Genomic DNA, 20,709 nt, shown 5'->3' on the forward strand with positions numbered 1-20,709 from the left:
GCTATTTCTCTGACTAAAAAATTCATTCTTTAGATATAAAGTAGTTCGTTGAACTAGCTCTCAAGATAGACCATCTGACTGGCAGCGATCGCTAAGGTAGATCAGAATAGCCCGTCCTACTGAAACCCCATCAAGTTCAGATTAGTTGGGCTGAGGCTACTGAGCAGAATCTTTGGAGAGCGTCATGACAAGTTACATTCCTGCTTCGGCAAACCCTCCAGGCGATCGCCAATCGCTTGAGCAAGAGAGTGCAATCATTAATCCAATCGAATATCCAGGTGTCACTCAGCAGCTTTCCGAAAATGTAATTTTGACTACAGTAGACGACTTATACAACTGGGCAAGGCTGTCTAGCCTCTGGCCACTACTTTATGGCACAGCCTGCTGCTTCATCGAATTTGCTGCTCTGATTGGCTCGCGTTTCGACTTCGATCGGTTTGGCTTAATTCCACGCTCTAGTCCTCGGCAGGCTGACCTGATCATTCTGGCAGGCACTCTCAACATGAAGATGTCTCAACCTACAATGCGTCTGTATGAACAGATGCCTGACCCTAAATATGTGATCGCAATGGGAGCCTGCATGATTACAGGCGGTATGTTTAGTGCTGACTCACCCACTGCGGTAAGAGGAGCCGACAAAATTTTGCCAATTGATGTTTACATTCCGGGTTGCCCGCCCCGTCCAGAAGCGATCATGGACGCCATCATCAAGTTACGCAAGAAGATCTCAGCTGAATCTCTACAGGAACGAGGCGAGCGAGAGCCAACGCATCGCTTTTATACCATTTCCCATCAAATGAAGCCGATAGAGCCTCCGTTAAAGGGTGTTTATTTAAATTCGCCCTCTCGTCAAGCTCCACCCGCTGAACTGGCAGAGGCATTGGGAATACCTGTCTCAGATGCCCTTCAAGCAAGGCAAAATAAGAGTGTAGAGGCTGCTGAAGAACGACAGCGTAACTCTCCAGGCTCAATGGGGTCATCATAAAGTTATCCAGTAACTTTAAAGAGAATGGGACACTATAAACTGCCAGTTGACGTTTTAGTTCGACAATTAGAAGCCGCGTACGAACGCATCTTTGCGCTCTATGATGATGTCAACTCTACGCTTGTGCCTAGCGCTAGCATCTTGCCCTCAGCTCTTAAGGAATTAGGAATTGCATCGGAAGAATTGCAGGTAGCCGCAGAGGAATTAAACCAGCAAAGCGAAGAATTGGTTGCGACTAGAGCCATTGTAGAAGCAGAGCGGCAGCGCTATCAAAACCTGTTTGAATTTGCCCCAGACGGTTATTTTGTGACTGATCTTCAGGGCATGATTCACCAGGCAAATCAAGCTGCCGCTCAGTTACTCAATTTGTCACAGCAGTTCTTGACAGGCCGACCCATAGCAACCTTTGTGTTAGAAACGGAGCGTCAGGCTTTTCGCTCTAAGCTAAGTCAGTTGCATCAGTCAAAACGAGTACAAAAAATTGAAACCGTTGTTCAACCCCGCTTAGAAGAACCCCTTAATGTAGCTTTAACGGTTGCTACGATTCAAAATTCAATAGGTGAGCCCGTTTCTTTGTGCTGGCTGATGCGCAGACTTGCTAAGCGCAGTTCCTCACCGACTCAGGAAAAGGGCTATGACCCTAGCCAAGATTATCCTATCCATAGTTATGCAAAGGGTGAGACTGTTCCACTCAAACCTCAGGAGATTTGCCTAGTTAATCAGGGGTTGGTCAAGCTAAGTACCTTTTCAGGCAATGGCAAAGAGGTTCTGATGGGTTTAGCAGGGGCTTCGATGGTGTTTGGCTCTACGTTGACTTCTCTGAGTATTTACCAGGCGATCGCTATGTCAGATGTGCAGCTTGTCTACATTCCCCAGGAGCAAATCACCACATCTCCTTGTCTGGCTAACCTGCTCATGCCCAAAATTGCTCAACGGCTCAAACAAACAGAAAAGCTATTGTTGATTGCTGGACAACCACGCGTCAAAGATCGTCTATGGGAACTGTTATTGCTGCTTAAGCAAGAGGTTGGAGAGCCAGTCGAAGACGGCGTTCGTCTGAATGTACGTTTGACTCACGAAGATTTGGCGAGTGCTTGTTGTACAACTAGAGTAACTGTGACTCGCTTAATCACTCACCTTCTGCAAACTGGACAAGTTAGTTTGAACAAACACTACATTGTTTTGCATGATTAATTGAGATGGCAGTCTTTCCAAAGAATTTTCAACCCCTGTAGGGGTAGGTTTAGCGTTGAACCCTCAGATGGAACAACGTTTTATTGGCTAAACCCACCTCTAAACATCAAAGGTATCTAGCAAGCTTCAGTGCAAAGATCCTTTAATAGTAAAGACAGACTTCCAGACTCAGTTTGTCCCCACCGGGATCTAGTGCCTCCATCACGGCAGGCGTAACGTCAATAATTCCCCAGCCTGGATTGTAATCATTAACCTCAACAGTCACTTCTAACCCATTATCCAGGTTCTGAACAACAACATAGGTGCCATTAGGAATGTAGCTAGAAGCCGCAGTGTACGCACCCGGATCAAATGATTCACCGCTACTAGTCACTTCGCCCGTGTCGTAATAAGTTGCAGTGCCGCACTCCTCCTCATGTGCTTGGATTGGCTCCACTAGCAGCACAACAGAGCAAGTTAGAATACTACTGGCTAAGATCTTCCTGAGCAGTTTTCTTGATAGTGAGTGGAAATGAGACTGCCAGCTGCAGCAATGTGAGGGGCAAACGACTGTACTAAGTATGTGATCCTGCTTCATATCTTGACTCAATATGACAACATTACAAAGGGCTGAGAGCTATAGTACATGACTTAGCTCTCAGCCCTAAATAATTTGGTTGGCACCGCAGGTGCAACTCTTCTAACCGTTCTTACCTTAAGCCTCTCCCGCGGGAGAGGAACTTAAGGGACCGCTATTGCTATGTGGCTATTAGCGAACAGAAGAGGCCATTCTGTCTTGAATCCGGCTCTTGGACTGCTTAAAGCGTGTTGCCATCTGCTCTTGCTGGTCTTCAGAGCAGTTGTTGCGAATCGCAGAGAACATGGTGCTCTCTTCCTGACGGACGTGATCCATCACGATTTCTCGGAGGTTCTCCACCTTGGACTTAAACTCAGGTGAGGAAGGACTGGTGCTCTTGATGTCATCCAGGATTGCCTTCATCTGAGCCTGCTCGTCATAAAGCTCCTGAGTGTCACCCTCTCCGTAGAACGGACGCACAGCGGGGTAGACAACCTCTTCCTCAGCTTCAGAGTGAGCAGTCAAGTCTTTGTAGAGCTGCCCAAAGTATTCCTGAATCTTCTGAGGATCGTTGCTGCCTGCGATCTCCATAAACAGGGTGTTTGCTTTCTGGTGATCCATCCGGATGATGTCCTGGATGTTCATGTCGGACTTGTCAGAGGTTTGAGTGACAGCACTGCCTACGACACCGCTAAAGGCAGCGATCGCATCTTGAACACGACCCCAGAGTCCTTGATCAGGCTCTTTGCCAGTCAATTCACGCACACCGATTACTTCGATGATGCCTTTGAGTTGCTCTTGGTGAGCGCGGTTCTCAAAGTTAACAGTGTTGAGCGGGGCGATCGCCGCTTCGATGTCTGCACCAACAACCTGAGCGCACTTGTGAACCAACAAGCCCATCATAGTTTGAGCATGCTTCAACAACTCATGCTGAGCTACCTTCTCTAGCATGGTTAGCTCAGAGCCTTGCATCAGCTGCCGAGTTTTTTCGATCATTTGCTGAGTCGTTTGCTTGGGCTCTGCTTTGTTGCCATACTGAACAACAACAGTTTCCAAAATCCCTTTGTTCTTCTGGTCGTCCTCAAGCATGTTCTGAAAACGCTTGCGAAGCTCACCGTCAGAAGCAGCGGTTAAAAAGTTTTGTTCATTAGAAATCAATAAATCCTGCATAGCCAGCATTTCTGCTAGCTTCATAGCAATTGCAGAGCGCTTTGTATCTTCTAAAGATGTTACCATCGTTGTTCTCCTTCTCTTGCACAATTAAAATGTGCGTTCTTATTAAAAAGTGACATTTGCTGATAGCAACTTCATCATCCTTTTGACTGACTGTCTCGTCAGCCTTTAGTCCCCTAAGCAAATGTTGAAAAGATTAGCCTGGAGCTTGTGATCGCGCTAGAAAAAGGCATTGGGTCAGGATCTCAAGGTTTTCCTGCTAAATGCTTTTCTCTTACAGAAGGCATTTTCTACTGCTCAAATACCTTCTGATTGTCTCTGCACATCCTGCTACAAGAATTTGTAGAATAGAGCCTCTACTTCACCCTCATGACAGATGTAAAACTCATTGCCAGGCTCCAAAGTTGGAAATTGATTTATGATTGCAAGAATAATTAAAGGCTAATTTATAACCTCTGGTGAGTATCCTTGTTTACGCTGCTTTTATGTTCTCGCAATAATTCATTAATTAGGTGATTCAAACATTGCAATACTTGCAATGTTTGTAACTTGTATAACTTGTTGCTGGTGCCCTTCAAACGTCTTTAATCAAGTTTGTTTGTTTCTTTGTTTAATTCAACGCTAGATTGAATTTCTGCAACCTTGGTTTCTGTTTCATCTGCTTTAGCCTGAGCGTCATTCGCTCGCTCTTGGGCTTCATCTGCTCTAGCTTGAGCCTGACTTGCTTGCTCTTGCAGTGCGGCAGCCCGCTCTTGGGCTTGCTTAACCTGACTGTCATCAATATCTAGGTCAGCAGATTGATCAACAGCCTTCTGCTGAACTTCGTCAGCTTTCCCCTGAATTGCGTTGGCTTGAATTTGAGCCGCGATCGCCCTTTCCTGAACTTTGTTGGCTTTGATTTCAGCCAGCGCTGCTCTCAACTGAATAGCATTCTGTCTAAGTTCTTCAACATTGGTTTCAGAAACTTCAGCCCTAGTCTTGAGCAGTTGAATTTCTTGTTGAAGCTTGATGATTTCGCTTCGGGTTCTCTCATCTTCTGCAATCATGGAGCCTAGTTCAGCAACGATCGCATCTAAAAAACTGTGGGTGTCCATCGTTGAAGTCCTCGCGCCTGTAGTTTCAACTAATCATCAGAAGGTACTGCCATGATTTTACAGTTAGGGGTGCGTGCCCGTAGATTAACTGTAAAAGCGACTCAATCGAGTGCTCACAACGACTCTGCCAACCAACTCTGCCATTAGAGTAATTGAGAAGTGCTTTTAGAAGATGGTTATATAGAGAACAGCATGCGAGAAATGTGCGGTAAATCGCAAAGATTGGCAAAAAACGACTCAATTAAATAGGCAGCATCCAGCAATGACAAACTCTCCTCCCCCGCCTCCAGGTTCTACCCCACCTTCTGGCAGACCGCTTGGCTTTGATGAGCTGATCAGCATTGTGATTGCTTTTCTAGTGCTTGGCACCGTTTTCTTCTGGTCAACCAGTCGCCGAGAACAGAGTTTTGTGCTGCTAGATCCACAAATTTTGCCCCAGCAACCGGATGCTTCTGAAGGCGATCGCCAAGAAGAAGATTCTGCGGAAGAGGTTGAACCCGAGCGCTTGGTTCCATTTGGCGTAGTGCCAGGGCTGGAGCCTCAAGGGGGTCGCCAAACTAATGTAGTGGTGATTCCGGTACCTGCTAGAGAAGCCGCCGAGAGCCGTAGAGCCGCCGTGCCGTTGGATGCAAGAGAGCCTTCAGAAGACTTGGATACACCGCAGGCTGGGGGAATTGTTCCCCTTCCGGTTGATCCTTCCCCCACCGCCACACCTCCGGACGCTTTACCCGTTGGCGAACCGATTGAGTTTACGGATGTGCCATCTGACTTTTGGGCACGACCGTTCATTTCAGAAATGTCTGCGCGAGGCATCATTAGCGGGTTTGATGATGGCACCTTCCGCCCCAATCAACCCATTACTCGGGCAGAGTTTGCTGCCATGTTGCGGGAAGCGTTTGGGCAAGAACCTGATAAGCGATCGGCTCCTACCTTTGGTGATGTACCTGCTGATTTTTGGGCCGCTTCAGCCATCCAAAAGTCTTATCAAATTGGTTATATCGAAGGCTATCCAGGCAATGTGTTTCAGCCGACTCAGCAGATTCCCAGAGTGCAGGCATTGGTTGCACTAGCGACAGGTCTAGGACTCAATGCGCCTGCCGACTCGACTGGAATTGAGCAAACCTACCAGGATGCTGAGCAAATTCCTGATTATGCCACAGGCAAAATAGCCGCTGCGACAGAGTCTAGATTAGTCGTAAATCACCCCAATCCACAGACCCTAGAGCCAAACCAGAACGCGACCAGAGCCGAAGTTGCAGCATTCATCCATCAAGCCCTCGTTCAATCAGGAAGAGTTGAACCCGTTGAGTCGCAGTTCATCGTGCAGCCATAGCATGATGGGTTGCTAAATATAGCAGTAGTCACTTACTCCTTTCCCACTAAAAAATCAGGGATGCACTCTCGCGACGCGGGGGTGCCCTTCCATCTGTAGCCTCTTTATTAGAGAAACCTTATTAGACGCATGATCGGGGGAAGCTTGCGCTAGCCTGGAGAAAATATAGAAGCTGTCGAGGAAACTGTTGTGGTTACTAGCTTATCTGCACCCCAGTCAATTGAAGCGGTTTTGGGTGACGAAGCAGAAGATTTACTCACCCATCGTGCCAAGGTTTCTAAGGATATGCTGCATCTACCTGGTCCAGACTGGGTAGACCGGATTTTTGCTCAAACCGATCGCTCTCCCCAAGTGCTTCGCAGCCTTCAGCAGCTTTACTCGTCCGGCCGGTTGGCTAACACGGGCTACCTGTCGATCCTTCCTGTTGACCAGGGGATCGAGCATTCTGCGGCAGCATCGTTTGCGCCTAACCCCATGTACTTTGACAGTGAGAATATTGTGAAACTGGCGATCGCCGCCGAGTGCAATGCTGTCGCTACTACATTAGGAGTTTTGGGCAGCGTCTCTCGCAAATACGCCCACAAAATTCCCTTTATCGTCAAGCTCAACCACAACGAACTGCTGACCTACCCTAACCAGTTTGACCAGATTATGTTTGCCTCTGTCGAGCAAGCCTGGAATCTGGGCGCAGTCGCAGTCGGAGCCACCATTTACTTTGGCTCACCAGAGTCAGCTCGGCAGATTCAGGAAGTCAGCAGAGCCTTTGCCCGTGCCCATGAGCTAGGTCTGGCAACCATTCTATGGTGCTATTTGCGAAACAGCAGCTTCAAGCAAAACGGCACAGACTATCACCTCGCCGCTGACCTGACCGGACAGGCAAATCACATTGGCGTGACAATTCAGGCAGATATCATTAAGCAAAAACTGCCCGAAGTCAATAACGGCTACGGTGCAGTCGTTGAAGCTACTGGCAGCAGCTACGGCAAAACCGACAAGCGCGTTTACTCAGAACTCACCACCGACCACCCAATCGACTTGACCCGCTATCAGGTACTCAACTGCTACGCCGGGCGGATGGGGTTGATCAATTCTGGCGGTGCCTCTGGCAAAAATGATTTTGCTGAAGCCGTGCGGACAGCAGTAGTCAACAAGCGGGCTGGTGGCTGTGGTTTGATTTCAGGACGCAAAGCATTTCAGCGTCCGTTTGAGGAAGGCGTGAAGTTGTTCCACACCATCCAGGACGTGTATTTGTCGCCAGAAGTGACGATCGCCTGACCCGCAAAAGCAAAACTGGGGATGCTCAGCATCCCCTAGTCACCCTATCGTCGCCGCTCTTGCAGCTTGCGGTAAACATCTCGGATATCTACTTTATGATGCGCCAGAGCTACGAGCGTGTGATAGAACAAGTCGGCTACTTCGCCCGCGATCGCCTCTAGATCGTCATCCTTGCAAGCCATTACCACTTCCGCAGATTCTTCCCCAATCTTCTTAAGAATCTTGTTGTCTCCCCCTGCCAACAGCTTGTAGGTATAGGAGTCGGGGTTGGGATGATCGCGGCGATCGCAAATCACCTCATAAACTTGGGATAACGTATCCGCAGGTGGAGCTTTCACTTCGCTATCCACTTGATGAAAGCAACTGCGCTCTCCAGTGTGGCAGGCAATGTCGCCGATTTGCTCCACGCCAATTAACAGCGCATCGCTATCGCAGTCATATCGCAGCGATCGCACCTGCTGTAAATGCCCCGAAGTTTCACCTTTGTGCCATAGAGATGCTCGCGATCGGCTCCAAAACCAGGTTTCTCCAGTGTCTAATGTCTTTTGTAAAGACTCTCGATTCATCCACGCCATCATCAGCACCGTTCCATCTAGATAATCCTGCACAATCGCGGGTACTAGCCCCTGCTCGTTGTACTGAATTTGTTCAACGGGAATCGCTAAGGCAGGAGAATCAGATTGGCTCGCTAACATGGGTCTGTCAAATTCGTACAAGCTACCGCTTTATTATCCAACGTTGACAACCATAAGTTGACAACCATAAAGAGCTTGCACAAAACTGACCGTTTCCAGAATTATTCAACTGAGTTGAGCAGAAGTTGCCAAACTTCATTGAGCAAGTCTTCTGAAAGGTTTGGAGTGGGCTGATGGTCGTCTTGTTCGAGCAATTCCAACTCTTCCCCACAAAACTCTAAAGCAATCCTGACCTTACCTTTGTGCAACCCTCTGTTGGGGCTCAAAATTTCACACTCTATGCCTTTAAACCAGTTTTCGCTTTGCCCAATCTGGTTTTGCATGGCTTCAACCAACTCAGAAACTTCAAAGGTAGTGTAGCCAGAAATTAACGTATTGCTTTCCTTGATATAGACAATTGCGTTTTGTTCAAGCGGCTCAAATTCTCGATTCATATCAATCCTCAGTGCAGATTTCCAGGCTGGTTGAATTCAGTATTCCCAAGCCCGAAGAGCGATAGCAGTTCCGCCTAAACGACAAAGCTCGTTGCTTCTCCCTGAGCTGCCTGCCAGCTTCGAGCATCGTAATAAAGATCTTCGAGGGAAATGCTGTAAAGGGCATCTTTCAGCTTTTGATGGAGCCGATGCCACAGGCTAAAGGTGACCCAGTCTTCGGCTTGTTCGGCTTCGGGCGAGTGACGTGGCAGTGGCTCGACTGTTTCGCCGACGGCTTCGAGGATTTGACCAAGAGAAATCTGGGCAGGCGATCGCGCTAACCGATAGCCTCCTTGAGCACCCCGAATGGATTCAACCAGTCCTGCCCGACGTAGCTCAATCAGCAATTTTTCTAGATAGGGAGCGGGTAGCTCTTGGCGTTGGGCGATCGCTCTGACTGAGGTAGCCCCTCGTTCGGGCTGCAAGCTCAGGTCAAGCATTGCCTTGACGCTATAGTGTCCGCGAGTTGTTAGCTTCATGCTAGCTTTAAACCTTCACACATCCTTTCAAGCGCTAAGTCCAGACTACTTGATCTGCTCGTTCACAAACTGAGAATACTGTAGCCTTAAATGATTTGTGCAATGCCGCAATGTGCAACTTTTTTGAAGCAGGATTTAACGCAAAATCAAGGGGTTTAGACTTTTAGTTGCACGTTGCATAAATGGGTGATGTGTATGAGAATGAGTACTTTTACAGATTATTTAGGACTGTAGCAACAGCCCTATTGCTGAACATTTAGCTTTAATCTGAATAAAAATCGAAGCGATAGCAATCCGGAATAGTTGTGGAACTCACTGCACTAGGCTACATCAGGAACAAGAATGGAGCCAGCGCTACTCTGCTTAAACCTTTCAACATCGACAAATGAACCAGCAAAATAGGTTTGAAAGGCTTAATCTACTGGAGTGCAGTATTCATAACCTGACTTGCATTGCTATAGATGAACATTCTGTCAGAACGAATTCCTTACCAGAATGTAAGCAACAATGCTGAATTGTAGGATGGCTTGACAGCCAGGAGTACTTCACATTTATATTCGGTTTAAGAAGACTCATCAAAAAGACAGCATTCCAATATAAACTCAGTGAGAAAATTGACTCTAGCAGTGTAATATAGTTTCAAAAGCTGAGCTAAAGCTAGGTTTGTAAATTCCTTGGCGATCGCCAGCTAGGGTACTGCTACGCTAACTCCTTGTTGATTAATTCAGATTTACGTTGATGAGTAAAAAGAAAAAGATCGAACCTCTGACTGGTGAAGTGCTTCTTGCTAAAGTCAAGGAGCTAGAACATCTGAGCAAAGAAGAAAAGGCTAGAGAATGCGGCTATTACACGGTCACTAAAAACGGTGTAGAGCGGGTCAACATGATGAAGTTCCTGAATGCTCTAATTGATGCAGAAGGAATTCAGCTTGACGGTAAGCAGAGCAATAATGGACGAGGTGGACGTAGCGCTAGTTACAGAATCAGCGTCCAATCTAATGGCAATTTGCTGATTGGCTCAGCTTATACCAAGCAAATGGATCTCAAACCTGGAGACGAATTTGAAATTTCTCTGGGTCGTAAGCACATTCGTCTGAAGCAGCTAGACGGAGAGTTAGTAGAAGATTTTGACGAGTAAGTTTGTCCTCGCTAGAGGAGATAGCTCATGGAAGCTTAAATCTTCTGGGGTTGCTCAGAATCCTCTCTTGATGACAATTTGCGATCGCTTGATAGAAGATTGGAGTAAGTCAGCGATCAGTTACAATTTGGCTTTGCTGCTTCAAGAGATAAGCTTGGGCATAGAGACAAATTTTGCATTCGAGGTTATCCTCCTCAGCAACGCCTAAAATTTTGTTATTGCTATCTTTAGCACTTCGAGAGATAAAAGCTTTGCTTTTACGTCCTAGCAAAACTGCAAATCAGCAACGCTGCATTTCACAGCTGTAGCCGTAAAGGTTAGGGCAAAAAAGAGGGGAGGGCAAAGCCTTCCCCCTTTTTTTACGTGAAGTGGATAGATGTTTAAACTGGAAGTGTAACGCTATGTTTCTTCCACGCTATGCCCCTACAGCCTGTTCAACGCACAAAGTTAGATGATTCAGACGATACGCTGTTTTACGACTATCCGCGCTTTGTCACCCACGTCGATGACAGCTTCATTCAGCAACTAACCAACCTTTATCAGCAGCGGCTCAAGCCCCAGACCCGCATCCTTGATATGATGAGCAGTTGGGTTTCTCACCTGCCTGAAAAGATGAAGTTTGAGCATGTCGAAGGGCATGGACTGAATGCAGAAGAGTTAGCGCGTAACCCCCAACTAGACCATTACTTTGTGCAGAATTTGAACCAGACTCAGGTGTTGCCCTTGCCTGACCAATCTTTTGATGCAGTTCTGAATACGGTTTCTGTACAGTATTTGCAGTATCCAGAGCAGATTTTTGCAGAAATTTACCGGGTGCTTAAACCGGGTGGTATCTGCATTATTAGCTTTTCCAATCGAATGTTCTACCAGAAAGCGATTCAGGCATGGCGGGATGGGTCTGAGGGCGATCGCGTCGAGCTAGTCAAGGGCTACTACGCCTCAGTGCCAGGATTTAGTCAGCCAGAAGTGATTGCAAATCAATCTTCAACGCCTAGCTTTCTGCAAATGTTTGGTATTGCTGGAGCCGATCCCTTTTATGCGGTGATTGCCTCACGTCAGGCTTAAGCCATGTCGAGCAAGTAAGCGAAAACCCATTGTAGGGGCGTTTCGCGAAACGCCCCTACAATACCTAGTTATCTACTTCATTCAGGATTTGAGTGGCGATCGCACGCAATTCTGTATGAAAAGTACCGTTGCTGGCGATTAGACAGCCCCACTGATTTACGTCACCCGTGTTGTATTGCAAGGGCGTACCGTCAGCGTGGGTGAATTGTCCGCCTGCCTCGGTCAAGATTAGCTCTGGCGCAGCCATATCCCAATCTTTGGGAGCCGATTTGCCTGAAAGTGAGAGATAAACATCCGCTCGTTGTTCCACAATTGCCGCAATCTTGCCGCCGACACTGCCCACATAAACCTGGTTCTGGCAAGGAAGCTGCTGAAGCAGATTATTGAAGCGCTCGTCTCGATGGCTACGGCTAACGACCAGTTTCAAATCTTCTATCCGGCTTTGCTCCGATACTCGTAGGGGGCTGGTAGCACCGTCAGGCGTTTCAACAAATGCACCACCGCCTAAAGTTGCGTAATAAAGCTTTTCTAACTCTGGGCAAGTCACTACGGTCAACACGGGACGCCCCTGATGAGTCAAAGCCAGGTGAAAAGCATACTCTCCCGTCTTATCAATAAAGTCACGGGTGCCGTCGAGTGGGTCAATGATCCACACCCATTCGTTGGCGATCGCCGCAGCTTTGGCTTTGTAGGTTTCCTCACTGAGGTAGCCAAACGATTCTGTCCCTAAAGCCGCCTGCAGGTTGTCTAAGATATAGCTGTTGACGGCAAGATCTGCTGCCGTCACGGGGCCATCCTTTTTCTCTTGGACTTCTAAATCGCGCTCGGTGCCATCTTGCCAGGGTTCACCCCGATAGTATGACCGCAAAATGCGTGAGGCTCCCCAGCCCAGAGAACGGGCGATCGCCAAAATATCTTCAACCGGAGTTCCCGCAATCGATTGTAGGCTCTGCACTCAAATTTCCTCAGTCAGTGTAAAAGGGTTAGTGGCGATCGCTGCGCCATTAAGGGTCTGAACTGCATCATTCCAATTCAAAACTGCATCATTCCAGCTTTAAACCCCATCATTCTAATTCCAAACTGCATCATTCCTGTTTCAAACCTCATCATTCCTGTTCAGAACTGCATCATTCCTGTTTTAAGTCGCATCATTCTAATTCCAAACCTCATCATTCCTGTTTTAGACTTCACCATTTCAGTTCAGAACCGGATCGTTCCAACTCCAAACCGGATCGTTCCAACTTCAAACTGCATCACTTCAGTTCAAAACCTGGTTGCTCAATAAAACTCTAAAACTATCAACAAAAGTAGGTTGGGTGAAGCAAAGCAGAACCCAACAGAATCCAGGAAGGTGTTGGGTTTCACGTTGTTCCACCCAACTTACACGAAAAGATTTGTCAGCAATCAGGCTCCAAACTCCATCACTGAAGTCCGGAACTGCATCCTTGAGACTCTAGACTGCATGATTAAAAGAACCATCCAAAATCTTGTCTCAACTGAACCCTAAACTCAGCCAAACATCGCTGACTATCAGCTTGCAATAAAGGCAGATGACTAAGGATAAAGGCTCATTCTTCATCTCTCCCTGCTTACCCAGCATCGCGCATCCTTACATCCAAGAACGGGTGCCAAATGATTCACAGGCTTTAGCAGCGACGTTTGCTGAAGCGGCGATCGCCTGCTCAAAACCGAGCCGCAAGATGTAATGACAAAATGCGCCGTGAAAAATGTCTCCTGCCCCCAGCGTGTCTACAGGACGAATTTGAGGTACTGGAATTGAGCTGGCAGTGCCTTCGCAAAAAGCCTGAATTGGTTCTCTGCCCTGAGTGATGGCAATGTGAGGAACGCCCAAATGAGTTAGATAAACTAAAACCTCTTTAGCGCTAGAGCAGCCTGGAGGATGGAAATTGCTGGAGCAGATTACATAATCCGCTAAGGGCAAAACTTCCTCAAATCCCGGCTTCCAGCTTCCGCCATCAATGACAACAGGAATTTGAGAAGCTTTTGCCCGTTGAGCAATTTCTCGCCCGACTTCCATCTGGTGCCCGTCAATCAACACAATATCAATCCCGGATAGGCTATCTGGGGGAATGCGATCGCCCAACGCCTGCTCCATTTGCTCCAGACCAGCCTGCGACCGGACTGCGTTAAGGGAAACGACCGCACGTTCTCCAGTTGCCTGAGTGACGATGATCGAAGAGGTGGGCAGAGGTTCCGATTGTTTCGGATTCAGGTCAGCGATTGCCACACTACACTGCTCTAAATCCGCTAGCACTAGCTGATTAATTGGATGAGCGCCAAAAATACTGAGTAGGGTGGGGCGATCGCCCAAATATCCAAACGTAACTGCCGCATTTGTCGCCGGGCCACCCGCTGCTACGGTGTAATCCAGCGCCACAATCTTCTGATTTTGGGTTGGCAATGCCTCTGTCAGATAAATTAAATCCAGAGTTGCCAAACCTACAAATAAACCGTGTTTGTTGTCGGTCATCTGTCCTTCATCTCGTTAGCCAATGACCCATGACTCAATAAAAAACAGGGGACACTTCCTGTATCACAGGAGGTATCCCCGTTTCTTGTTAATGGGCGATCGCCCTGATGCCTCGCTTAAGGAGCCAATGCACTGCCGCGCAGCAAGCTACCAATCGTTTTGGCAGTAATTTTAAGCTGCGTGATTGGGTTCGCAGGAACTACCGTCTTGTACAGATAGCTGTCAAACGTGAGTTTCTGCACATCCATGTCGGCGCACATTTCCACAAACGCTTCACGAGTCGCATCGGAACGATAGAAGACTGTTTGCAGCAGGTCAAGTACCTTGTAGGTCAAGCCGTACATCTTATCCCACCGCTTCAGGTACACCTTCAGGTCAGCTTCCGTGGGAATGCGCTCACCATTTCTGGAAAACTCCACGATCGCTTCAGCGCACATCCGAGCAGACTTAGCGGCAAAGTAAATGCCTTCACCCGAAGACTTGGTGACAGTACCCGCTGCATCGCCCACTAGCGCTACCCGACCAACCACTCGGCGAGGTCTGGGATGCTCTGGAATCGGATGCGCTTCGACTTTGATGATTTCACCGCCTTCCAAGCGCTTTGCAGCACGGGCGCGGATGCCTGCCTGGAGCTTTTTGATGTCGGCTTTGTTCACTTTCATCGTGCCAGTGCCAACCGCAACGTGGTCATACTTGGGGAAGACCCAGGCGTAGAAATCGGTGGAGACATCATCTCCCACGTACATTTCTGCCAAGTCCTGGTAGTACGCCATCTTGTCTTCGGGCAACCGGATGCGCTCTTGGAAAGCGATCGCATAGTTGTAGTCACCCGCATCGATCGCCTTGGCAATCCGAGAGTTAGCGCCGTCCGCACCAATCACCACATCGACTTGCAGGGTTTTAGCAATGCCCTCCAAGTTGCCGTTGGAATGATCAGCATAGTGGAGCGTGTAAGGATCAGTGCTGTTTGACGGAATTTCTAGTGCGTGAACGGTGCCATTGATCAGCTTTGCGCCGAGCTTGTGGGCGCGATCGCGCAAGAACCCATCCAACACTTCCCGCCGACACATGCCGATGTACTCATCGTCAGTCAACGTGCCCCCAATATTGACCTCGACGTTAGACGGCGAGATCATCTTCATCTTGCGAACGCGGCGGTCGATGATTTCGGGTGGAAGATCGAATTCGCTCACCATACACAGCGGAATGGCTCCACCGCAAGGCTTAGCGTTGTCTAACTTGCGTTCAAATAAATAGGTTTCAATTCCAGCTTTTGCTAAAGTCTCAGCAGCGGAAGAGCCTGCCGGACCCGAACCAACAACAGCAACCCGTAGTGCCAAAGGTTTTTTCTCCCATCTCTAAGGCTACGCGATGCATCGTATCACGGACTTCCAGACGATTTTTACTTCGTCCTGGAGATGTAAGCAGATTGAAATAGAGCTTAATATATCGAAATGGGGAACTAGAGCTGGAGGCTAGGGGCTAAAGAGATTTTTGAAGACCTTTTCTCGTTACAAGTGTTCACCCCCCCAACCTCACAACCCCCAATTCCCACCCCCCGATCCACTCATTTCCATCTCCCGCTTATGCCTCTCAAACCTTCCCAAGTTCGCGATATCTTAGATGCCAAACGCGAGCAGTTCAATGCGTTTGATCGTGAAACCTGGCAATTTTTGCAGCAGTATCAAGCTGCCCTAGCAGAGTTGATGAAATTGCCACCAGCCAAACTCGAAAGTATGCTGGACGATTTTCCGTTTGAGATGGGGGCGCGATCGCTAGAGCCTTTCGATGGTGCATCTAATGGCGTTTTGCCCTGCAAGTTAGTCTGGCAAAGTCGAGAGCAAAGTCTGAACTGGGTGCGCGATCGCCTGATAGGAATTTCCACCTTTGCAGTAGATGGCTCTCAAATCTATCCCGGCAAAGATTTGTCAATTCCCGTAGCGCTGGTGCAGATAGGCTGGTTTGAGAATCCGCATTTGCCTAGCGGCAGCTACAACAAAGACATTGCCCTGGATGTGATGACACCCAGTGAGTTGCAGGTCGGCAACAGCGGTGAACCCGCTGACCGTAAGGTCAACTTGCGCCGCTTTCAAATGGAAACAGAGCGGCTGATTCAATACATTCAGGAACACCCCAACTCCAATGACTGCCTCGTGTTTTTTGACGGATCACTGGTGGGCACGTTCGCAGATGCCTTCGACCGGGATTTGCGCCAAAAATATCTCGATTGCTTCCTGGAATTACTCCGCGCCAGCGAGAAGTGCCGCGTGCCGCTGGTAGGTTACGTTGATACGACCTATGCGCGTGACCTGACCGTGATGCTGCAAAAGCTCTACAAACTGCCAGAAGTTGGGGCAATTCACGATGCTCAGTTGGTTAATCCGTTTATGGAGTGGGGCGATCGCACCCCTCTATTTCTCTGTCAGCGATTCGGCATCCTTTCAGATTACCAGGAACAGCGTGACAAAATTGCTTTCACTTACCTCAAAACGACGCGAGAAGGCTACCCCACCCGCATTGAGATGCCGCTATGGATGTACGAGGCAGGCTTGCTAGAGCGCGTCATGGACTGGGTACGAGGTGAAGTGATCATCGGCAGTGGCTACCCTTACGTGATTGAAACTGCCGACCAAACCGCTGTGCTGCAAGCCGAGGACCGCCAGACATTCTTCCGAATTTTGCAAGATTGGGCAGAGGCAGCTCAGCTAAACCTGCGCTTCTCGCGCAAAATGGTGAGCAAAGTCCGTCGCCGCTGATCACCCATATCCTGTATCACCCATATTCTGTAAATAAACAGAAAATTGGAGGATCTTCCGGAATGGAGTTTAATAACTCTGGTAGTCTTTGCATGACCTTTCCGAGAAATTGGAGACGCAGGCGTTTATGCGCTGGCATTTCAGGCTTTTGGCATTTTGGTGTGGGGTTTCAATTCCGGGGATAACAGCTTGCCTTGCTTCGAGCGCGGCAGCTGTACCAAACCCAATTGAAACGGCTCTCAATTCCGACAATCCTCAGGCTGAAATTCCTCAGGCTGAAGCGCCTCAAATTGACAGTCCAGAATGGCTGCAACTGGGACAAGTTCCTGCTGGTCCAGAAACTTTGCCCGACCCAGACGATCGCTTCTTGCAGCCAGCTCCTGCTCCAATTCCGGTCACACCTGAGGAAGAAACTCCGGTCGCACCTGTTGAGGGAACAGAGACACCAGAACCAGAGCCAGAGCCAGAGCCAGGATCAGAAGCAACGCCACCTGTGCCAGATAACTCCTCAGTTGAAATTGAGGTACGTCAAATTGAGGTAGTAGGCAGCACAGTATTTGATGAAAACGACTTTGCGCCCGTCGTAGAGCCGTTTGAAGGGCGATCGCTGACCCGTGAAGAACTGATTACCGTCGCAGATGCAATTACTCAGCTCTACCTTGATCAGGGGTACATTACCTCCAGAGCAGTCGTAGCAGACCAGACCATCACTGATGGAGTCGTGCAGATTGTGGTGGTAGAAGGTTCGCTAGAAAGCATCGAAATTGAAGGCACTGAGCGCGTTAACTCATCCTATGTGCGCGATCGCGTTGAACTCGGAGCCAGCACTCCACTCAACCAAGCAGAACTAGAAGACCAACTGCGCCTCCTGCGGCTAGACCCGCTGTTTGACAATGTAGAAGCCAGCCTCCGAGCAGGAAGTGGCTTGGGTCAAAGCATTCTCACGGTGAGAGTGACCGAAGCAGACCCATTTGTCAGCAGTTTCAGCATTGATAACTTCTCTCCCCCTGGCATTGGTTCCGAGCGACTTGGCGTTGACTTGCGCTATCGCAGCCCGACGGGGTTGGGTGATGAATTGGCGGCTGCGTACTATCGCTCAACGACGGGCGGATCTAACATTCTTGACTTTAGCTATCGGGTGCCGCTCAATCCGATGAATGGCACGCTTCAGCTTCGCTACTCACCGACTGACTATCGCGTGACTGACCCAGAATTTTCATTTCTGAACATTGAAGGAAATTCTGATCTGTACGAAATCAGTTTCCGCCAACCGCTGGTGCGATCGCCCCGCGAAGAATTTGCCCTCTCCCTCGGCTTCACCCACCAGGACGGGCAAACATTTATTTCTGATATTCCTACACCCTTCCAGTTTGGACCTGATGAGCAGGGCAGAAGCAGCACCAGCGTTATCCGATTTGGGCAAGACTACGTGCGGCGAGACGTGCGGGGAGCCTGGGCACTGCGATCGCAGTTCAGTCTGGGCGTTGACCTGCTTGATGCCACCATCAACCCTGAGCCAATCCCTGATGGGCGATTCTTTAGCTGGTTGGGACAGGCGCAGCGGGTACAGGTGTTAAATCCCGACAACCTGCTGATCATGCAGGCAGACATGCAGTTAACCCCCGATAGCTTGCTGCCCTCTCAGATCTTTGTGATCGGTGGCGGGCAGTCGCTCCGAGGCTATCGCCAAAATGCTCGCTCTGGAGACAACGGCTTCCGGTTTTCAGTTGAAAATCGCACTGCGCTTCAACGCGATGAGGCAGGCATTCCCATTCTCCAGCTTGCTCCATTTGCAGAAGTCGGCTCAGTCTGGAATTCTGACGACAACCCCAACCAACTTCCCGATCAAACCTTCTTAGCAGGAGTGGGTCTGGGGCTAATTTGGGAGCCTTTGCCCGATTTCGCCATTCGGCTGGATGCGGCCCTGCCCCTGGTTGACTTGAGCGATCGCGGCGAAAACGCCCAAGACTACGGTTTTTACTTCAGCATCAACTTCCGACCTTGAATCTGCACCTCGACAAATAGTGCTATTTTTTGCCGAAACTTTTCATTAACCTATACAACTTGACCAAAGGATGTGATATGTTGGTAAACGGCAATCAGGGAAGTAAATTTAACGCGAAAACCGTTAGATTTAGCTGATAAGCTAGTAGCGATGGGTCGCTAACTCAAAGGTAGAGTACTCGGCTTTTAACCGATTAGTTCCGGGTTCGAATCCCGGGCGACCCATATTTCTGAATAGTGTTTCTTTGAATAGCGGAATGGCGAACTTCTAAATCAAATTAGTTGAAATTATTGTTTCAGTAAGAGCAGCTAATCAGGATTCCTAAAATCCGTTTCGCACTCGTCTAAAAAGTGCCTTAAGATTATCGTAAGATTTGAGACTGTTAAAAACTGTCTAAAAGCGATTTGATACCGACGAAGTATTAGGAGGATAATCTATGGCGCTCGTACCAATGCGGCTGATGCTCGATCATGCCGCTGAGAATGGCTACGGCATTCCTGCTTACAATGTCAACAACATGGAGCAGATTCAGGCAATTATGCAGGCTGCCCATGAGACAAATAGCCCTGTAATTTTGCAGGCATCTCGCGGTGCTCGCAAATATGCTGGGGAAAATTTCTTGCGCCACCTGATTTTGGCTGCAGTTGAAACCTATCCTCACATTCCCATTGCCATGCACCAAGACCACGGCAATGAGCCTGCGACTTGCTATTCTGCGATGCGCCAGGGTTTCACCAGCGTGATGATGGATGGCTCTCTGGAAGGAGACGCAAAAACCCCAGCCAGCTACGAGTACAACGTTGATGTGACTCGTGAAGTGGTCAAGGTGGCTCACTCCATCGGCGTTAGCGTCGAGGGTGAACTGGGTTGCTTGGGTTCTTTGGAAACCGGTATGGGTGACAAGGAAGACGGTCATGGTTTTGAGGGCAAGCTGTCTCATGACCAGCTGTTAACTGATCCTGACCAGGCTGTTGATTTTGTTGAGCAGACCCAGGTTGATGCACTGGCAGTGGCAATTGGCACCAGCCACGGAGCTTACAAGTTCACTCGTAAGCCGACCGGTGAAATTTTGGCAATCAGCCGCATCGAAGAGATTCACCGTCGTTTGCCTAACACCCACTTGGTAATGCACGGTTCTTCCTCCGTTCCTGAAGATCTGATTGCGATCATCAACCAGTATGGTGGCACCATCCCCGAAACCTACGGTGTACCTGTTGAAGAAATTCAAAAGGGCATCAAGAGCGGCGTTCGCAAGGTGAATATCGACACGGACAACCGTTTAGCTATTACAGCTGCGGTTCGGGAAGCTTTGGCACAAAACACTAAAGAGTTTGACCCCCGCCACTTCCTCAAGCCCTCAATCAAGTACATGCAAAAAGTCTGCTCCGACCGCTACGAAGCTTTTGGAACAGCTGGTCAGGCAAGCGGCATCAAGCAAGTTTCCCTGGATGATTTTGCTGCTAAGTACGCCAAGGGTGAACTCAACGCCATCACCAAGGCTACTGTTTCTGTGTAGTTTGTTGATGGGGGCGCATTTTGTGTTGCAGGATGCGCTTCTGTCGATAAGCTGTTTTCTTTAAGCTGCCATTACTTAAGCTAAAAGCAAAGCGTAGGGGACTCGCCTCTACGCTTTGCTTTCTTGTCCAATTCCAAAAGTTAGGGACACAGATGGAAGGGCACCCCTCCCATCTGTGTCCCATTTTCAGAGAAACGTTATTATGTAACAGCACCTAAAGCTTCTGTGCTCTCGTTAGCTTCCACTCAAGAATAGGAACTCTACCATAAGCTAGAGGCAAGCCAAGCAAGAGTATAAGATGCTAGTAAAAGGGTACTTTGATGGAGATTGCTCCTATCAGGCAGCGATCGCTGTCAGCAACAATCTGTTGCTTGGAGTCTTCGTTAACCAAACGACGCAAAGATCCCTTAGCAGCTAGTGGAGCCGGACACCAGAGCCGGAAATCATCCTGATTCTGCTACTTAGGTTCTCTACTACGCTCG

At 48.7% G+C, this 20,709-nt stretch carries 18 protein-coding genes and 1 tRNA gene; 10 read left to right on the plus strand and 9 right to left on the minus strand.

Annotated features, from left to right (window positions below; genetic code table 11):
- Positions 1-184: 184 nt before the first annotated feature.
- Together nuoB and H6F88_RS07345 are read left to right on the plus strand one after the other, a co-directional pair.
- Positions 185-985: an NADH-quinone oxidoreductase subunit NuoB gene (gene nuoB, locus H6F88_RS07340; RefSeq protein ID WP_190642094.1), complete on the plus strand. Its 801-nt coding sequence runs from the start codon at positions 185-187 to the stop codon at positions 983-985.
- Between the two features lie 24 nt (positions 986-1,009).
- The gene (locus H6F88_RS07345; protein ID WP_199333495.1) at positions 1,010-2,179 is read left to right on the plus strand and encodes a PAS domain-containing protein; all 1,170 of its coding nucleotides are present in this window, start codon (positions 1,010-1,012) and stop codon (positions 2,177-2,179) included.
- Positions 2,180-2,321: 142 nt separating this feature from the next.
- Here the strand turns inward: H6F88_RS07345 and H6F88_RS07350 are convergent, their stop codons facing one another.
- The 3 genes from H6F88_RS07350 to H6F88_RS07360 all read right to left on the minus strand — a co-directional run bounded on the left by H6F88_RS07350 (position 2,322) and on the right by H6F88_RS07360 (position 5,002).
- Positions 2,322-2,615 carry a septal ring lytic transglycosylase RlpA family protein gene (locus H6F88_RS07350; RefSeq protein ID WP_190642095.1) on the minus strand — a complete coding sequence of 98 codons (294 nt, stop codon included), beginning with the start codon at positions 2,613-2,615 and terminating at the stop codon, positions 2,322-2,324.
- 312 nt (positions 2,616-2,927) lie between these two features.
- Positions 2,928-3,971: a hemerythrin domain-containing protein gene (locus tag H6F88_RS07355; RefSeq protein ID WP_190642096.1), complete on the minus strand. Its 1,044-nt coding sequence runs from the start codon at positions 3,969-3,971 to the stop codon at positions 2,928-2,930.
- Between the two features lie 521 nt (positions 3,972-4,492).
- Positions 4,493-5,002 carry a hypothetical protein gene (locus H6F88_RS07360; protein WP_190642097.1) on the minus strand — a complete coding sequence of 170 codons (510 nt, stop codon included), beginning with the start codon at positions 5,000-5,002 and terminating at the stop codon, positions 4,493-4,495.
- Positions 5,003-5,264: 262 nt separating this feature from the next.
- Here H6F88_RS07360 and H6F88_RS07365 point away from each other — a divergent pair, with 262 nt between their 5' ends.
- Together H6F88_RS07365 and H6F88_RS07370 are read left to right on the plus strand one after the other, a co-directional pair.
- Positions 5,265-6,335: an S-layer homology domain-containing protein gene (locus tag H6F88_RS07365; protein ID WP_190642098.1), complete on the plus strand. Its 1,071-nt coding sequence runs from the start codon at positions 5,265-5,267 to the stop codon at positions 6,333-6,335.
- A gap of 189 nt (positions 6,336-6,524) precedes the next feature.
- Entirely contained in the window at positions 6,525-7,610 is a 1,086-nt protein-coding gene (locus H6F88_RS07370) for a class I fructose-bisphosphate aldolase (RefSeq protein WP_190642099.1), read from the plus strand.
- Positions 7,611-7,654: 44 nt separating this feature from the next.
- On the opposite strand, the gene hisIE is transcribed toward H6F88_RS07370, so the two are convergent.
- The 3 genes from hisIE to H6F88_RS07385 all read right to left on the minus strand — a co-directional run bounded on the left by hisIE (position 7,655) and on the right by H6F88_RS07385 (position 9,257).
- Positions 7,655-8,305: a bifunctional phosphoribosyl-AMP cyclohydrolase/phosphoribosyl-ATP diphosphatase HisIE gene (hisIE, locus tag H6F88_RS07375; RefSeq protein ID WP_190642100.1), complete on the minus strand. Its 651-nt coding sequence runs from the start codon at positions 8,303-8,305 to the stop codon at positions 7,655-7,657.
- A gap of 101 nt (positions 8,306-8,406) precedes the next feature.
- Entirely contained in the window at positions 8,407-8,739 is a 333-nt protein-coding gene (locus H6F88_RS07380) for a KGK domain-containing protein (protein WP_190642101.1), read from the minus strand.
- 74 nt (positions 8,740-8,813) lie between these two features.
- On the minus strand, positions 8,814-9,257 hold the full coding sequence (locus H6F88_RS07385; protein ID WP_190642102.1) for an RrF2 family transcriptional regulator: 444 nt from the start codon (positions 9,255-9,257) through the stop codon (positions 8,814-8,816).
- A gap of 738 nt (positions 9,258-9,995) precedes the next feature.
- On the opposite strand from H6F88_RS07385, the gene H6F88_RS07390 reads away from it, so the two are divergent.
- On the plus strand, positions 9,996-10,394 hold the full coding sequence (locus tag H6F88_RS07390) for an AbrB family transcriptional regulator (RefSeq protein ID WP_190642103.1): 399 nt from the start codon (positions 9,996-9,998) through the stop codon (positions 10,392-10,394).
- A gap of 417 nt (positions 10,395-10,811) precedes the next feature.
- Entirely contained in the window at positions 10,812-11,459 is a 648-nt protein-coding gene (locus H6F88_RS07395; protein ID WP_190642104.1) for a class I SAM-dependent methyltransferase, read from the plus strand.
- Between the two features lie 64 nt (positions 11,460-11,523).
- On the opposite strand, the gene H6F88_RS07400 is transcribed toward H6F88_RS07395, so the two are convergent.
- From H6F88_RS07400 to chlP, 3 genes are all read right to left on the minus strand, one after another.
- On the minus strand, positions 11,524-12,414 hold the full coding sequence (locus H6F88_RS07400) for a 3'(2'),5'-bisphosphate nucleotidase CysQ (RefSeq protein WP_347277312.1): 891 nt from the start codon (positions 12,412-12,414) through the stop codon (positions 11,524-11,526).
- Between the two features lie 654 nt (positions 12,415-13,068).
- Positions 13,069-13,950 (minus strand): PfkB family carbohydrate kinase, encoded by an 882-nt coding sequence (locus tag H6F88_RS07405; RefSeq protein ID WP_190642105.1) that lies wholly within the window; start codon positions 13,948-13,950, stop codon positions 13,069-13,071.
- Positions 13,951-14,066: 116 nt separating this feature from the next.
- Entirely contained in the window at positions 14,067-15,290 is a 1,224-nt protein-coding gene (chlP, locus tag H6F88_RS07410) for a geranylgeranyl reductase (RefSeq protein WP_190642106.1), read from the minus strand.
- Positions 15,291-15,536: 246 nt separating this feature from the next.
- Here chlP and H6F88_RS07415 point away from each other — a divergent pair, with 246 nt between their 5' ends.
- From H6F88_RS07415 to fba, 4 genes are all read left to right on the plus strand, one after another.
- A complete protein-coding gene (locus H6F88_RS07415; protein WP_190642107.1) occupies positions 15,537-16,706 on the plus strand; it encodes a DNA double-strand break repair nuclease NurA in 1,170 nt (389 codons plus the stop codon).
- An 88-nt stretch (positions 16,707-16,794) separates the two neighbouring features.
- A complete protein-coding gene (locus H6F88_RS07420) occupies positions 16,795-18,711 on the plus strand; it encodes a ShlB/FhaC/HecB family hemolysin secretion/activation protein (RefSeq protein ID WP_206756428.1) in 1,917 nt (638 codons plus the stop codon).
- A gap of 152 nt (positions 18,712-18,863) precedes the next feature.
- Positions 18,864-18,935 (plus strand) — tRNA-Lys (locus H6F88_RS07425).
- 212 nt (positions 18,936-19,147) lie between these two features.
- On the plus strand, positions 19,148-20,227 hold the full coding sequence (gene fba, locus H6F88_RS07430; RefSeq protein ID WP_190642108.1) for a class II fructose-bisphosphate aldolase: 1,080 nt from the start codon (positions 19,148-19,150) through the stop codon (positions 20,225-20,227).
- The last annotated feature ends 482 nt before the right edge of the window (positions 20,228-20,709 follow it).

Source organism: Oculatella sp. FACHB-28, assembly GCF_014696015.1.
Classification (GTDB): domain Bacteria; phylum Cyanobacteriota; class Cyanobacteriia; order Elainellales; family Elainellaceae; genus JAAUTN01.

What these genes read in the sequence shown, in the direction of transcription:
- nuoB (WP_190642094.1), top strand. Translation starts at nt 185, where the DNA reads ATGACAAGTTACATTCCTGCTTCGGCAAACCCTCCAGGCGATCGCCAA.
- H6F88_RS07345 (WP_199333495.1), top strand. Translation starts at nt 1,010, where the DNA reads ATGGGACACTATAAACTGCCAGTTGACGTTTTAGTTCGACAATTAGAA.
- H6F88_RS07355 (WP_190642096.1), bottom strand. Translation starts at nt 3,971, where the DNA reads ATGGTAACATCTTTAGAAGATACAAAGCGCTCTGCAATTGCTATGAAG.
- H6F88_RS07360 (WP_190642097.1), bottom strand. Translation starts at nt 5,002, where the DNA reads ATGGACACCCACAGTTTTTTAGATGCGATCGTTGCTGAACTAGGCTCC.
- H6F88_RS07365 (WP_190642098.1), top strand. Translation starts at nt 5,265, where the DNA reads ATGACAAACTCTCCTCCCCCGCCTCCAGGTTCTACCCCACCTTCTGGC.
- hisIE (WP_190642100.1), bottom strand. Translation starts at nt 8,305, where the DNA reads ATGTTAGCGAGCCAATCTGATTCTCCTGCCTTAGCGATTCCCGTTGAA.
- H6F88_RS07380 (WP_190642101.1), bottom strand. Translation starts at nt 8,739, where the DNA reads ATGAATCGAGAATTTGAGCCGCTTGAACAAAACGCAATTGTCTATATC.
- H6F88_RS07385 (WP_190642102.1), bottom strand. Translation starts at nt 9,257, where the DNA reads ATGAAGCTAACAACTCGCGGACACTATAGCGTCAAGGCAATGCTTGAC.
- H6F88_RS07390 (WP_190642103.1), top strand. Translation starts at nt 9,996, where the DNA reads ATGAGTAAAAAGAAAAAGATCGAACCTCTGACTGGTGAAGTGCTTCTT.
- H6F88_RS07395 (WP_190642104.1), top strand. Translation starts at nt 10,812, where the DNA reads ATGCCCCTACAGCCTGTTCAACGCACAAAGTTAGATGATTCAGACGAT.
- H6F88_RS07405 (WP_190642105.1), bottom strand. Translation starts at nt 13,950, where the DNA reads ATGACCGACAACAAACACGGTTTATTTGTAGGTTTGGCAACTCTGGAT.
- H6F88_RS07415 (WP_190642107.1), top strand. Translation starts at nt 15,537, where the DNA reads ATGCCTCTCAAACCTTCCCAAGTTCGCGATATCTTAGATGCCAAACGC.
- fba (WP_190642108.1), top strand. Translation starts at nt 19,148, where the DNA reads ATGGCGCTCGTACCAATGCGGCTGATGCTCGATCATGCCGCTGAGAAT.